The sequence below is a fragment of the Candidatus Methylomirabilota bacterium genome (assembly GCA_036005065.1).
Classification (GTDB): Bacteria; Methylomirabilota; Methylomirabilia; order Rokubacteriales; family DASRDR01; genus DASYQW01.
In genome coordinates this window covers 12549-27058 of the sequence record DASYQW010000054.1, presented here as the reverse complement: position 1 = coordinate 27058, position 14510 = coordinate 12549, and the positions used below count along the sequence as shown (strand labels likewise).

Annotated in this window: 14 protein-coding genes; 10 read left to right on the top strand and 4 right to left on the bottom strand. The window is 70.4% G+C overall.

The genetic code is table 11. The annotated features are described in order from the left end of the window. Positions 1-7 precede the first annotated feature (7 nt). Entirely contained in the window at positions 8-1243 is a 1236-nt protein-coding gene (locus VGW35_03905) for a Zn-dependent hydrolase (GenBank protein ID HEV8306787.1), read from the bottom strand. Next, a complete protein-coding gene (locus VGW35_03900) occupies positions 1243-1818 on the bottom strand; it encodes an HD domain-containing protein (GenBank protein ID HEV8306786.1) in 576 nt (191 codons plus the stop codon). Before VGW35_03900 ends, VGW35_03905 begins: the two co-directional genes overlap by 1 nt. A 235-nt stretch (positions 1819-2053) precedes the next feature. Here VGW35_03900 and VGW35_03895 point away from each other — a divergent pair, with 235 nt between their 5' ends. The 10 genes from VGW35_03895 (at position 2054) to VGW35_03850 (ending at position 12722) form a co-directional block, all read left to right on the top strand. Next, the gene (locus VGW35_03895; GenBank protein ID HEV8306785.1) at positions 2054-2815 is read left to right on the top strand and encodes a nitroreductase family protein; all 762 of its coding nucleotides are present in this window, start codon (positions 2054-2056) and stop codon (positions 2813-2815) included. Between the two features lie 37 nt (positions 2816-2852). Beyond that, complete coding sequence (locus VGW35_03890; GenBank protein ID HEV8306784.1) at positions 2853-3839, top strand: TRAP transporter substrate-binding protein; 987 nt, start codon at positions 2853-2855, stop codon at positions 3837-3839. A gap of 66 nt (positions 3840-3905) precedes the next feature. Further along, complete coding sequence (locus VGW35_03885) at positions 3906-4439, top strand: TRAP transporter small permease (GenBank protein HEV8306783.1); 534 nt, start codon at positions 3906-3908, stop codon at positions 4437-4439. Then, positions 4436-5716: a TRAP transporter large permease gene (locus tag VGW35_03880; protein HEV8306782.1), complete on the top strand. Its 1281-nt coding sequence runs from the start codon at positions 4436-4438 to the stop codon at positions 5714-5716. The genes VGW35_03885 and VGW35_03880 overlap by 4 nt, the downstream gene beginning before the upstream one ends. 159 nt (positions 5717-5875) lie before the next feature. Continuing rightward, positions 5876-6973 (top strand): MBL fold metallo-hydrolase, encoded by a 1098-nt coding sequence (locus VGW35_03875; protein ID HEV8306781.1) that lies wholly within the window; start codon positions 5876-5878, stop codon positions 6971-6973. Between the two features lie 259 nt (positions 6974-7232). Beyond that, positions 7233-8579, top strand: coding sequence for a sugar ABC transporter substrate-binding protein (locus VGW35_03870; protein ID HEV8306780.1), 1347 nt, complete (start codon positions 7233-7235; stop codon positions 8577-8579). 43 nt (positions 8580-8622) lie between these two features. After that, entirely contained in the window at positions 8623-9432 is an 810-nt protein-coding gene (locus VGW35_03865; GenBank protein HEV8306779.1) for a sugar phosphate isomerase/epimerase family protein, read from the top strand. A 22-nt stretch (positions 9433-9454) separates the two neighbouring features. Beyond that, positions 9455-10486, top strand: a complete 1032-nt coding sequence (locus VGW35_03860; protein HEV8306778.1) for a PfkB family carbohydrate kinase — start codon at positions 9455-9457, stop codon at positions 10484-10486. Continuing rightward, positions 10483-11526, top strand: a complete 1044-nt coding sequence (locus VGW35_03855; GenBank protein ID HEV8306777.1) for a hypothetical protein — start codon at positions 10483-10485, stop codon at positions 11524-11526. The genes VGW35_03860 and VGW35_03855 overlap by 4 nt, the downstream gene beginning before the upstream one ends. After that, on the top strand, positions 11511-12722 hold the full coding sequence (locus VGW35_03850) for a CoA transferase (GenBank protein ID HEV8306776.1): 1212 nt from the start codon (positions 11511-11513) through the stop codon (positions 12720-12722). The genes VGW35_03855 and VGW35_03850 overlap by 16 nt, the downstream gene beginning before the upstream one ends. A gap of 189 nt (positions 12723-12911) precedes the next feature. Here the strand turns inward: VGW35_03850 and VGW35_03845 are convergent, their stop codons facing one another. Then, positions 12912-13931: a homocysteine S-methyltransferase family protein gene (locus VGW35_03845; GenBank protein ID HEV8306775.1), complete on the bottom strand. Its 1020-nt coding sequence runs from the start codon at positions 13929-13931 to the stop codon at positions 12912-12914. Between the two features lie 145 nt (positions 13932-14076). Then, positions 14077-14472, bottom strand: coding sequence for a thioesterase family protein (locus VGW35_03840; GenBank protein HEV8306774.1), 396 nt, complete (start codon positions 14470-14472; stop codon positions 14077-14079). Between the last annotated feature and the right edge of the window lie 38 nt (positions 14473-14510).

Sequence of the window (14510 nt, the reverse complement as noted above, 5' to 3'; positions counted from 1 at the left end):
TCAGGGCTCACGCAGGGCCGGCCAGCGCGAGCGCGGCCCGGAGGAGCACATTGGCGCCCTGCTCGATGTCGTCGAAGTGGGTGGCCTCGTCCTCGCAATGGCTCTTGCCGCCGATCGAGGGAACGAAGACCATGCCGGTCGGGCAGAGGGTGGCCATGTGCTGCGCGTCGTGGCCGGCTCCTGAGAGCATGCGCCGGTAGCCGACCCCCAGGGCCTTGGCCGCTTCCTCGACGGCGTCGACCACTTCGGGCGCGAAGCGGGTCCGCGGAACCCGCATGAGCGGCTCGTACTCCAGTCTCACGCCTTCGGCGGCGGCGGCGTCCCGCACGGCCACCTCCAGGTCGGCGAGCGCGCGGTCGAGGTCGGCGTCGTCCGCCGCCCGCAGGTCGGCGGTCATCACGACCTTGCCGGGGATCGCGTTGACGATGTTCGGATGGACGTCGAGCCAGCCCACCGTGCCCACCATCTCGTGGCCGATCTGAAGCGGAATGAGCCGCACGGCCTTCACGAGCTCGGCGCCGGCGACCAGGGCGTCGCGCCGCGTCCGCATCGGGGTCGGCCCGGCGTGATCCTGGGAGCCGTGGAACGTAATTCGGGACCAGGCGATCCCGACGATGCCCTCGACGACTCCGACCGACAGGCCGGCCTCTTCGAGAAAGGGGCCCTGCTCGATGTGGAGCTCGAGGTAGGCGCGCATGGGGCGGGGGATGCAGGGCTCGGCACCGAGGTAGCCGATCCGTTCCAGCTCGTCCACCAGCCGGAGGCCATGGCGGTCGCGTTTGTTGTAGGCGTCTTCCAGGGAGACCTTGCCGGCCATGACCGCCGAGCCGAGCATGGCGGGCTGGAAGCGCGCCCCCTCCTCGTTCGTGAAGATGGCCAGCTCGATCGGATGGCGCGTGCGTGTCGCGGCGTCGTCGAGGGCCCGGATCGCTTCCAGCGCGCAGAGGACGCCCAGTACCCCGTCGAAGCGGCCGCCGGTCGGGACCGAGTCGACGTGGGAGCCCATGACCACGGGCGGGAGGGCGCCGCGGTCCGGCGCTCCCGCCCGCCGCCCGAACATGTTCCCCATCCGGTCGACGCGGACCGTACACCCGGCGCCCTCGAGCCAGTCCACCATGCGGTCGCGGATCACCTTGTCCTCGTCGGAGAGGGCCAGCCGGGTGAGGCCGCCGCCGGCGGTGGCGCCGATGCGCGCCTGCTCGTGAAACGCCGCCTCCAGGCGGGCTCGGTTGATCCGAACCATCACGGCCGGCGCAGGAGCTTCCGCTCCGCTTCCTCGAGGCGGTTCCGAAATTCGTGGAGCATCGGGCAGGCGGGCCACGCTGCCCGCACCATGTCGTGGACCTGCCGGTAGAAGGCCAGCTTCTGTGCCGGTGGCGCGTGGAAGCGCTCCCAGAGGCTGTCACCCTGCCAGGCGTGGGCGGCGATCATCGAGATGAGGTTGGCGATCTTGTCGGCGGTGGCGACCAGGAGCGACCCGCGGGGGGCGCGCTCGAGGTTGCGCAGGTACCGGGCTTTCCGGGTGTCCCACGACAAGCCCGGCAGGTCCGGCTCGGTGACGTCCTTCACCGTGCCCAGAACCTTGGCCCCGAACTCGCGCTCGATGGTCTCCGCCGACAGGGCCGTGTCCTCCAGCACGTCGTGGAGCAGACCCGCGATGATCGTGTCCTCGTCGTCGGTGTAACGGGAGAGGATCAGCGCCACCGTCACCGGGTGCACGATGTACGGCATCTGGCGGTCGCCCTTCCGGATCTGGCCCTGATGGGCCTCGACGGCGGCCGCGATGGCCCGCTCCGTCCTGGCCGTGAAGATCGCCATGCGCTCTAGGTTACCCCATCCTGGGGGGAGGCTGCGCGTCCGCCCGCGGCATCGCCTTCAGCCGCCGCATGATAGACCACCGCCGCCGGCTCCGGCAAGCGGCCGGCGTTCGACGGCATCTCCGGTCGCGCGCTTGACAGCGCTCCGACGGCCCGGCTACTGTGCAGCCACCCGCCGCGAACCGCCCCCGGGAACCGGTTCTCGGCGGTCATGACGCTGCCGAACGGAGGGATCCATGGCGGACACCGCCGTCGCCGACCCGAGCGTCTTCGACAACGTGGCCCGCTACCAGGCCTTCATGGAGGTGGTCCGGAGCCGGATGACCAACCGCGCCTTCGCTCCCCACGCGGTGCCGCGCGAGCACTTCGAGATGATCCTCGAGGCGGCCCGGCACGCGCCCTCGGGAGCGAATGCCCAGCCCTGGCACTACATCGTGGTGACCGACTCCACCGTCAAGGAGCGGCTGGGCGCCTGCTTCGTCGAGGAGCAGCAGCGGCGGGCCAAGCTCCGGATGGGCTTCCCCACACCCAACTACCACGGCGTGAAGACCGCGCCCGGGTGCATCGTCGTGGTGGCGGATTTCCGCTTCGTCCGCGCCTTCCCCATCCTCGACGATGGCTCGGAGCTGGACCGGCTCTACAAGCAGAACGCCGAGCGAATCCTGCTCCAGAGCGTGGCGGCCTCCACGATGTCGGCCCACCTGGCGGCGGCCGCGCTCGGATACGCCGTGTGGTGGATCACCGCCATCGGGCAGGAGGAGATCCAGCGGCAGATCAAGCCACTGCTGGCGGTCCCCGACGACCTGGCCATCATCGACGTCATGTGCTTCGGACCGCCCTTGAAGCCTTCCTACAAGCGGTGGAAGAAACCGCTCCACCAGATCGTGAGCTGGGACCGCTTCAACCCCGAGAGTTACATGACCGAGGCCCAGATCGACGACTGGATCAAGACGACGCGGCACAAGGTGATGTATCGCGACGAATCCCGCATCGACTAGTGCGGGCCAACCCAACCAGGCACAGGAGGAGCGAGTCATGCGATGGCGTGGTCCGTGGCTCTCCCTGATGGTGGCCGTTCTCTCGGCACTGGTCGTCTCCCCGACGGAGGCGCAGGAGTTCAAGCTCCGCTTCGGTGGCTCCGACCCCGGCCGGGGCCTACTGGACAAGACCACGCTCAAGTTCGTGGAGCTCAGCGAGCAGAAGTCGAGCGGGCGGCTCAAATGGGAGTACTTCTGCTGCGACCAGCTCGGCGGGGACATCGCCCAGATCGAGCAGATGATGGCCAACTCGATCCAGGGCTACGGGGACGTCCTGGACTGGTGGGCCAACTGGGTCAAGGAGTTCGCCATCTTCGGCTGGGGCTTCACGTTCCGGGACAAGGATCACATGGCGCGGTTCCTCGAGAGCCCGACGTATCGGGCCATGGTGGACAAGCTCCGGGAGCAGAACGGCCTTCGCATCCTGGCGGCCGCGCCCACCGAGCCGCGGGTCATCTTCACGAAGAAGCCGCTGGCCGGGCTCGATACCCTGCGCGGCATGAAGATGCGGGTGCCGGAGATCAAGGCGTACCTCATGGTATGGGAGGCGCTCGGCACGCGGCCGACCCGCGTGACCTGGGGGGAGGTCTACCTGGCGCTGAAGACCGGCGTGGTGGAGGGGTGCGAAGGGCCGATCTCGGCCGCCTATGGTGCGAAGATGCATGAGGCGGCGCCCAACGTCACGCTATCGAACCACATCATGTCGAGCGCCCACGTCACCATGAACGAGAAGGCCTACCAGAGCCTGCCGCCCGATCTCAGGAAGGTGGTGGAGGAGGCCGCCCGCGAATCCGTGGCCTGGGCCCGGAGCGAGGGCGACCGGGTCGCCGAGGAGACGCTCAAGAAGATGGAGGCCGAGGGGGCCAAGCTTGCCAAAGTCGACGTCCGGCCCTTTCAGGAGCGACTGCGGGAGGCCGTCGGCAAGGCCGAGGCCGAGGGACTCTGGCCACGGGGGTTGTGGCAGAAGGTCCAGGACATCAACTAGACGATTGATCCCGGGATCCCTGCTTCCGCTGCCTCCCGCCGGGGCAGAGCGGAGCCGGCGGGCCGCGTGAAGGCCTTCCTCGAGGGCTATGCCCGGCTCCTCGCCGCGATCGGGCGAGTCGAGCTGGGTGTCGCCCGCCTCTGCCTGGGCGCGATCGTCCTCTGCATCTTCGCCCAGGTCGTCAGCCGGTACGGGTTCAACCGCCCCCTCGTGTGGGTCGAGGAGTTCGCGACCTACTGCTTCATCTGGGGCACCTTCGTGGGGGCGAGCCTGGGCCTCAAGCAGGGGCTCCACATCAAGGTCGAGACGTTCCTGGGGCGCCTGGCCCCCGGCGCCCGCCAGGTGATCCTCTGCCTGACCCAGCTCGCCATCGGAGTCTTCTGCTTGCTCCTCATCGTCAATGGCGTCAAGGCGATGCTCCTGTTCGAGTGGGGGCAGCGGACGATCGCCCTGCCCATCGAGCTTCCCCGGTATCTCTTCTTCTCGGGTCCCCTGATCCTGGCCTCGGCGTCGATGCTCGTCACCGTCGTCCACGATCTGCTGAGCACCGCGACCGGGCGCCCCCCGCGGCCCGGGCGGGACGCGCCGGTCGCGGCATGATCCTCGCGGCCCTCTTCGTCGTGTTCCTGGCCCTGGTCGCCATCGAGACCCCCATCGCCTTCGCCCTGGGATTGGCGAGCCTGACCTACCTGCTCCTCGAAGGCCGGACGCCGCTCGTCATCCTCGTCCAGCGGATGACGTCGGGGCTCGACAGCTTCCCGTTCCTGGCCCTCCCGCTGTTCGTCCTGGCTGGCATGGTCTTCAGCCAGGCCGGCATCGCCCGCCGGATCTACGACTTCGCCCGGGCGCTGGTCGGCCACATCCAGGGCGGTCTCGCCCACGTCAACGTGGTCGGCAGCATGATCTTCGCCGGCATGTCGGGGACCGCCCAGGCCGACGCGGCCGGGATGGGGATCATCGAGATCGAGGAGATGAAGGCCGAGGGGTTCGATCCCGCGTTCTCGGCGGCCGTGACCGCGGCCTCGTCCATCATCGGTCCGATCATCCCGCCCTCCGTCATCATGGTCATCTTCTGCGTGATGACCGAGGTCTCGGTGGCCGACATGTTCATCGGGGGCATCATCCCGGGCCTCCTGATGGGCTTCGCGCTCATGGGGATGATCTACTGGATGGCCGCCACCGGCCGCGTCCACGCTCCGATCCGGCCGCGGGCCTCCTTCGCCGAGATTCGCCGGACCTTCTGGCGGGCTCTGCCGGCTCTGGTCGCGCCCGTCCTCCTGACCGGCGGGCTCCTGCTCGGGGTGGCCACGCCGACCGAGCTCGGCGCCCTCACCGTGGTGTACGGCCTCGTGCTCGGGTTCGCGTACGGCGATCTGACGTGGCGTGACCTGACGCGGCTCTTGGGGGAGGCCGCCGCCATGTGCGGCGTGCTCGTCTTCATCGTCTCGGTCGCCTTCCCGTTCGGCTGGCTGGTGGCCATCAACCAGGTGCCGGCCACCGTCGCCCGGTGGATCCTCGACCTGACGACCAATCCCTGGCTCATCCTCATGCTGATCAACCTCGCCCTGTTCGTCGCCGGCTGCTTCATGGAGACCACGGCCATCCTGATCATCAGCGTTCCGGTGTTCTTCCCCCTGGCCCAGAAGCTCGGGCTCGACCCCGTCCACTTCGGGATGGTCGTCATCGTGAACCTGCTCATCGGCACCAACACGCCGCCCTTCGGGATCTGCCTCTTCATCACGATGCAGATCGCCGGGGTCTCGTTCGCCGCGATCACCCGAGCGGTCCTGCCGTTCCTGGTTCCCATGATCCTGACGCTGCTCGCCATCACCTTCTTTCCACGCCTGGTCCTGTTTCTGCCGGGCCTCCTGCGATAGCCGCCGGCCGCGCGCCCTGGCGCGGCGCGCGCTCGGAGCGAGCTGCCGGGTCACTCGGACAGGCGCCTAGGGGAAAATCCGAGTTGACCACGGAGACCTCGCTCTCTACACTGACGTCCGCTGCCCAGACTGACGTTTCGCTCGTGAGGGAGGGCTCGCGTGCCAGGGGTATCCATGCCGGGAGGGGGACGACGAATCGCATTCTGGGCCGCACTCCTCCTGCTGAGCCTCGCGCTTACCCGCGACGTGCCCTCCGAGGCCCAGAGCGGGCGCGCAGGACGCCTCGCGACGCAGAGCCTCCCGATCCACCACCTCGCCACCGGCTTCCGCAACATCGATCCCGGCTTCGCGCGCGCCTCGAGCTGGACGCGCGTGCGGCACTTCGTGCGCCGGCTGGGTCCCATGCTCCTGGGCGACCGAAACGGCGCGGCCCTGCCGGCCGCGGCGCCCGACGTCGTGGAGCTCCGCCGGAACGGCCACGCGCCCACGGTCACCTGGGTCGGGCACTCGACTCTCCTCGTCCAGCTCGACGGGGTGAACTTCCTCACCGACCCGCACTGGGGCGACCGCACGGGTCCGTTCGGGGGACGGGTGGGGGTGGGGCGTTACACGCCGCCCGGGATCGCCCTCGAGGACCTGCCCCCGATCGACTTCGTCCTGATCTCCCACGACCACTACGATCACCTCGACGAGCCCACCGTCCGCCGGCTCGCCGAGCGGTTCAATCCGCGCTGGGTCGTCCCGCTCGGGATCAAGGCCTGGCTGGCCGACCGCGGGATCACGAACGCGACCGAGCTGGACTGGGGAGAGTCCGTCACCGTTCGGGGTCTCAAGATCACGTGCACCCCGGCCCAGCACGCCTCCGGCCGCACCCTCCACGACCAGGGGCGGCGGCTCTGGGCCTCGTGGGTCGTCTCGGGCACCCGGCGCTTCTACTTCGGCGGAGACTCGGGCTATGCCCGGCACTTCAAGGAGATCGGGGACGCCTACGGCCCCTTCGACCTCGCGGCCCTCGCCATCGGCTCCTACACCCCCCGGGAAGCCACGCGGCCGGTCCACACATCGCCGGAGGAGGCCCTTCAGGCGTGGGTCGACCTCCGGGCCGCGCGCTTCGTCGGAATCCACTGGGGCACGTTCTACCTCGCCGAGGAGCCGTATGACGAGCCGCCCCGCCGGCTGGCCGCCGAGGTGACGCGGCGCGGCTTCGATCCCGAGGCGGTGTGGGTGCTGAAGCCGGGAGAGACCCGCCCCTGGTAGGCGGCCCGGGCCGATGCCGGCTTCGGCCCCGATGCTAGCCCCGGCCCCCTGGTAGGCGGCCCGGGCCCGCTCAGCGGCAGTCACAGGAGCCGAGACCTAACCTCCCTTCCCCAAAGGACCGCCGGCCCATCGCCTCCGGTCGGTGTCTCCCCGGTATCTCGGCGTCATCACCCAGGGTATGATAGGGCCCTCGCACCGGCGGTACGCGCGCCTCGCTCCTGAGGCTCGAGTCTGATCGACACGACAAAAGGAGGGGATCATGGGCACCCGGAAGCGGCGAGCGGAGCCGACGCGGCGGGACCTTCTCCGGTGGGGCGGGATGGTGGCGGCGACCGCCGCGGCCGGCCCGTTCGTCTGGACATCGGCCAAGGGCCAGACCTTCGACTGGAAGCGGTTCCGGGGCAAGGAGCTGTTCCTCATGCTCGCCAAGCACCCGTGGCCGGAGGAGATGGTCCGGTGGATCCCGGAGTTCCAGGAGCTCACCGGGATGCGGGTGAGCTACGAGATGCTCCCGGACCAGCAGCAGCGGCAAAAAAACGTCATCCAGTTCACGGCCGGTGATTCCGGGATCGACGCCTTCTACTCGAGCCTCCACGTCGAGAAGAAGCGCTTCTGGAAGGCGGGGTGGTACGAGCCCCTGAACGGCTACCTCCAGAGTCCGGCTCTGACCAGCCCGGAGTTCGACTGGAACGACTTCACCGAGGGCGCTCGCCGGACGGCCGCCCAGCCGGACGGGTCGATCAGCGCGATCCCCTGCTTCATGGACGCGCTGATCTTCTTCTACCGGAAGGACGTGTTCCAGGAGAAGGGCCTCCAGCCCCCGAAGACGATGGCCGAGATGGAAGAGCTGGCCAGGAAGCTCCACACCCCGCCGGCCATGTACGGGATCGTGTACCGGGGACTCAAGAACGCCAACGCCGCCACCTGGGATGGGATGCTCTTCAACTTCGGGGGCGATTTCCTGACCAGGGACGGCAAGGCGAACCTGGTGAGCAAGGAGGCGATCGCGACCACCGAGTACTACGTGCGGCTGCTCCGGAGCTACGGGCCGCCCGGCGTCGTGAAGTTCAACTGGTACGAGTGCAGCTCGGCCTTCAGCCAGGGACAGATCGCGATGTACTACGACGGCGTGAACTTCGCCAATATCTGGGAGGACAAGGAGAAGTCCAAGGTGGCGGGCAAGGTCGGTTACACGGTCTTCCCGCGGGGGCCGGGCGGGCAGTGGGCGGCGACCTTCACGCCGGGGATGGCGATCAGCCGCTTCTCCCGGAACAAGGAGGCCGCCTGGTACTTCGTCCAGTGGTCCACCGGCAAGCAGAACTTCATCCGGCAGATGGTGGCCGGGGTCGGCGTCCCACGCGTGTCGGCCTGGAGCGCCCCGGAGGTGAGGGCGAAGCGGAGGTATCCCGCGGAGTGGTACGACGCCTACCTGGAGAGCCTCAAGATCGGCCGGCTCGGCGTCCCGGAGATCGTCGGCGTCACCGAGTACCGGGACATCATCGGGGTGGCGATCGAGAAGGCGATCGAGGGAGCCGACGTGAAGGCGGTACTGGAGCAGGCCCAGAGGGAGTTTCAGGAACTGCTGGACAAGACCGAGAGGGCCTGACGGTGACCCCCGAACCCTGACCCCCGCGGTGCGCCTCAGCTGCGTGCCTGCCAGCTGGTTCATGGACATCGTCGACGGACGGATGTCCATCGCGGCCTGGATCGACTTCGCCGCCACCCTCGGGCTCGACGGGCTCGACTTCGGTCAGGCCTGGTTCCGCGATCGGCGCCCGGCCGCGATCGCCGAGTTGCGCCAGCGCGCCGAGGACGCCGGTCTCCGGCCTTGTCTGCTCCGATGCGCTCCCGACTTCACCCACCCGGACCCGGGCGTCCGGCAGGCCACGCTCGACGAGATGCGGGAGATGATCGACCTGGCGTACGCCCTCGGGGGCGCGATGCTCCGGGTGGTGGCCGGCCAGGCGCATCCCACGGTCTCGCGCGCCCAGGGCGTGGCGTGGGTCCGCGACGCGGTCCGGGGGCTCCTGCCCCACGCCGAGGCCGCCGGCGTCGTCCTCGCCTACGAGAACCACACGAAGGCTTCCGTGTGGCAGTACCGCGACTTCTCCGAGGACTCGGCCGTGTTCCTCGAGATCGTCCGGGCCACCGAAGGCACGGCGCTCCGGATCAACTTCGACACCGGCAACCCGCTGGTCCACGACGAGGAGCCGCTCCCGCTCCTCCGGCGGGTGGCGCACCGCGTGGCCTGCATCGACGCCAACGACTCGGCGACGCGGGGAAAGTTCGAGTTCTGCGTCGTCGGCCGGGGCCTGGTGCCGTTCGCCGAGATCTTCGGCTTCCTCAAGCGGGAGGTCGGCTACGACGGCTGGATCTCGGTGGAGGAGTTCAGCCGGACCGGGGAGCGCGGGTTCCGGGAGGCGGTGGGGTTCGTGCGAGACGCCTGGGCCCGGGCGTGAGCGGGTGTGCGAGGATAGATCCGTGGGCGACGACAGCGTGACCCTGAACCTCGCCGTCCCGGGCGCCAAGCCCTTCGACGTGGTAGGCGTCGGGGTCACCGTCGTGAACGAGCTGTTCGTGGTGCCCCGCTTCCCCGAGCCGGACACGAAGATCGACGCGCTCGCGGTGGCCCGGCAGGGCGGGGGCGTGGTGGCCACGGCCATGGTGACGTGCGCCCGGCTCGGGCTCCGCACCAAGTTCGTGGGCAAGGTGGGCGCCGACGATCTGGGGAATCTCCCGCGGGAGAGCCTGAGGAAAGAGGGGATCGACCTCGCCGATCTCATCGTCGACCCCACCGAGAGCACGCGCCTGACCTTCGGCCTCGTCGAGCGGGCTTCCGGCCGGCGGACGCTGATCCGCGGGGCGATGACGCCGGCTCGGCTGCGCCCGGAGGAAGTCTCGGCAGGGGCCGTGACCGCCGGGCGCCTCCTGCACCTGGACGGCTACGAAGGCCCGGCCGCGGTGCGGGCGGCCCGCTGGGCCCGGGAGGCGGGGATCGTCGTGTCGGTCGACGCGGAGGAGGCGACCGAGTGCCGGGACGAGCTCTTCGCGCTGACCGACATCCTGGTCGTCTCCCACCGCTTCGGCCAGCGGCTGGCCGGGGTCGACCGGGTCGCGTCGATCCTGGACTGGCTGGAGGGGCGGGGGCCGGCTCTCGTCGGGGTGACGCTGGGCGCGGGGGGAGCCGCCGTGCGGCACCGGGGCCGGACCGTGGAGGCACCCGGGTTCAGCGTGGACGTGGCGGACACGACCGGCGCCGGAGATGTCTTTCACGGCGCATTCCTCGCCGGCCTGCTCTGGGGCTGGCCGCTCGGGGCGACCTTGCCGTTCGCCAATGCGGTCGCCGCGCTGAAGTGCCGAGTGCTGGGCGGACAGGCGGGCATCCCGTCGCTGGCCGAGACGCGGGCGTTTCTGGCGGCCCGCGGGGTGGAGGTGCCGCCTGGCGACCGCGGGATGCCCGGGCCGTCGCCCGCGGTGCCCGCCGTCCCCGAGCAGGGGGTGAGTCGACGATGACGGAGCGGGAGCACGCGAACGCGAACGACTTTGACGGGCGGGCTTACCTGCCGCGGACGCTCTACGAGGCCGTGACCGAGCTCCGGGTTCGGCAGCCGACCATCGCCGAAGCCCTGGCGCGACGCCGGAGGCGGCGGACGCGGCTCGCGCCCGACGGCAAGCTGGTGATCCTGGCGGTGGATCATCCGGGCCGGAACAACCTGGCCATCCAGGACGACCCCCTGGCGATGGCGGACCGCCACCAGTACCTGGCCCGGATCCTGCGCGTGCTGAGCCACCCGGGGATCGACGGCGTCATGTCCACGCCCGACCTCATCGAGGATCTCTTCATCCTGACCGGTCTCATCCGGGATCGGGGGGGCCCGAACGTCCTGGACGACCGCCTCGTGCTCGGGTGCCTGAACCGGGGCGGGCTGCCGGGCACGAGCTGGGAGATGGACGACCGCTTCACCGCGTTCACCCCGCGGCGCCTCCGGGCGCTCGGCATGGACGGCGCGAAGCTCATGGTGCGGGTGGACCCCGGGGACCGCGGGTCGCTCGCGACGCTCGAGGCCTCGGCGCGCGCGATCAGCGAGCTGGCCGAGGCGGGGCTGGTGGCCTTCCTGGAGCCGATTCCAGTCGTCCGCGAGGAGACGGGCTACCGGGTACAGCGGAGCGTGCGGGAGCTGGCGGGAGCGGTCACCGTGGCCTCCGCCCTGGGCGCGAGCTCGCTCTACACGTGGCTGAAGCTCCCGACCTGCGCCGGCTTCGCGCGGGTGGCCGGAGCAACGACCCTGCCGATCGTGGTCCTGGGGGGCGAGGCGGTCGGAGCGCCCGAGCCCGTGCTCGAGGATCTCCACGCGGCGATGCGGTCGGGCGCCAACGTGCGCGGCGCGATGATCGGTCGCAACGTGGTCTACCCGGGAGCCGACGATCCCCGGGCGATGGCCGCCGCCGTCGCGGCCATCATCCACGACGGCGCCGATGTGGCCGGCGCCCTGGCCGCCATGGCCGCCGAGCGGGGGAAGGACCCGCGTCTGGTCCCGTGCGTCGAGCAGTGAGCGAGGCGCGGGCGCTGGCGGGCCTCACCGTCCTCGACCTGGCCACCTTCGTCGCCGCGCCGTTTTGCAGCACCCTGCTCGGCGAGTTCGGGGCCGAGGTGATCAAGGTCGAGCAGCCGGGCGTCGGCGACGACCTCCGGCGTCTCGGAACGCTGGCGGCGCCCGGGGTCTCCTACTGGTGGCTCGCGGAGTCGCGGAACAAGAAGTCGGTGACCTGTAACCTCCGCGCCGAGGAAGGTCAGGCGCTCATCAAGCGACTCGTCGCCCAGACGGACATCCTCACCGAGAACTTCCGCCCCGGCACCCTCGAGCGCTGGAATCTCGGCTGGGATGCCCTCCGCGCCGTCAACCCCGGCCTGGTCCTGGTCCGCATCTCCGCTTACGGCCAGACCGGACCGTACGCCGATCGGCCCGGATTCGGCCGGATCGCCGCCGCCATGAGCGGCATCAGCTACCTGTCCGGGCATCCCGATCGGCCGCCGGTGACGCCCGGCACCCCGACCATCCCCGACTACCTCGCCGGGGCGGTCGGCGCGTTCGGCGCCATGGTCGCCCTCGAGCACCGCCGGCGGACGGGCGAGGGCCAGGTGGTGGACGTCGGGCTGTACGAGCCGATGCTCCGGATGCTGGACGAGCTGATCCCCGTATACGGCGCGACCGGCCGGGTCCGCGAGCGGATCGGGTCGAGCGCCGAGCACGTGGTGCCCCACAACCACTACCAAGCGGCCGATGCCCGCTGGGTCGCGATCGCCTGCACCAACCAGCGGATGTTCGAGCGCCTCACCCAGGCCATGGGCCGGCCCGACCTCCGGGAGCGCTTTCCGACCATGGCCGATCGGCTCGCTCGCCGCGAGGAGGTGGACGCGCTCGTCCAGGCGTGGGTCGGCGGCTTCCCGGCGGCCGAGGTCCTGCGACAGCTCGACGCGGCCGAGGTCCCGAACTCGCTCGTCTACAGCGTCCGGGACCTGTTCGAGGATCCGCACGTCAAGGCGCGCGACGACGTCGTCGGGGTGCCGAGCCCGCTGGGCGGCGTGCTCCAGGTGGCCGGCATCGTCCCCAAGCTGAGCCGGACGCCCGGCGCCATCCAGCACCTGGGCCCGCTCACGCCGGGGGAGCACAACGCGGCGATCTACTGCGGGCGTCTGGGGCTCAGCCGCGAGGAGCTCGACACCCTTCGCGCCCGCGGCGTCGTCTGAGATCACCCGGAGGGGCTCGACGACCTCCTCCGGTCCAGCTCGGGCCCGTGAAAAAAGCGCGAGCCCAGGGCCCTCGCGGTCACACTTGCCGAGCCATGTCCCCGCTGGTCCACTTCGAGCGGCGGCTTTGCCGCCGCAACGATCCTCTGGTCTCGGAGGGGTGTTCCGACACCCCCTCCGATTTGAAACTCAGCGCCCGGTGGTGACGCGGCCCTTCAAGCTCTTCGGCGTCCCCAGGATCGGGTGCTTCTCGAGGCGCGGCGACTTGGCGCTCGCCTCCGGCCGCCGCCCGAGCGCCTCGGCCATGGCGCGGATGTGGGCGGCGACGGTGCCGCAGCAGGCGCCGATGTAGTCCACGCCGACCTCGCGCGCCCTCACCGCGTAGGCCGCCATCTCGCCCCGGGGCAGCGTCAGCGGGTCGAGCTCGAGCGGGAACTCGGGCCGCCCCATGAAGTAGGGGATGTCCTCCCGCACGCGATAGGCTACCGGCTGGGCGGCGATGAAGCCCGTCCGCACCGCCTTCCGCATCTTCTCCACGATGGGAAGCAGATGGGCCGGGTCGCGGCCGCAGTTGGCCCCGACGATGTCGGCCCCCTCCTCGACCAGGATGCGGGCGACCTCCTCGGGCCCGTGACCGTCCAGGCTCTGCTCGGTGGCCTTGAAGTTGAGCGTGACCATGGCGGGGAAGCCGGCGGCCTTGATGGCCTGGGCGGCCAGGACGCCCTCCCCCACGTAGTGGAGCGTCTCGCAGATGAAGAAGTCGACGCCTTCGGCGGCCTGGGCGGCGATCTGCTCGTCGAAGAGCCGGCGGACCCGGGCCCGGGCCTGGGCGCTGCCCGGCCGGTACTGCCAGGTGATGCAGAGCGTTCCGGCCACCAGCGCCTCGTCGCCCGCCACCTTGCGGGCGATGCGGACGGCGGCGCGGTTGATGGCCTCCATCTGGCCCCCGTAGCCCGCCGTCGCCAGCTTGTCGCGGCTCGCGTAGAAGGTGAGGGCCTGCAGCACGTCGGAGCCGGCCCGCAGGAACTCCTCGTGGAGCTGGCGGAGCGCCTCGGGATGCTCGATGGCGACTTCGGGCGTGTAGGGGCCGGCCTGCACGTATCCCCGCCGCTCGAGCTCGAGAATGTACCCGCCGTCCCCGAGGACGACCCCGCGCTTGAGCCGCTCCAGGATGCCGGCCTTCCGGCCGCCGCTCGACTTCGCTGCCATCACCGCGCCTCCTCCGAGGCTATCGGATTCCGCTCGCCCTGTGCGGCCGAACCGCCGCGTGGCTGTCGCCCGCTCCGAGCGGCGGCTTTGCCGCCGCAACCGAGGGGGGGCATCGGGGGGGTCTTCCGAGACCCCCCGAAATGACCTAGCGGCGATTGGCTTTCTCGGCGATGCGCTCGAGGAACTTCGCCTGGTTGACCTGAAACCGCTCGTGCGTCCCCTCCCCGACTTTCTCCACCTGGTCGTGGGCCTCGAGGTCATAGACGTAACGCCGGCCGTCCACCTCGCGAAGGACGGCGCGGGCTCGGACCCGCATGCCGACCGGCGTGGCGGCCAGGTGGCGGACGTCGATCCGCGTCCCCACGGTGCCGGCTCCGGCCGGCAGGTGGGACTGGACGGCCGTGATGGCGGCTTCCTCGAAGAGGCCGACCAGACGTGGCGTCGCCAGCACGTGCACCCCTTTGTTCCCCATTGCATCGGCCGTGTCCTGGGGCTGGACCACGATCTCGATCTCTCCCACGAGGCCGGGTTGGATCTCCATGGCGGCGTCCTCCTCCGCCGTACGCTACGTGCTTCCCC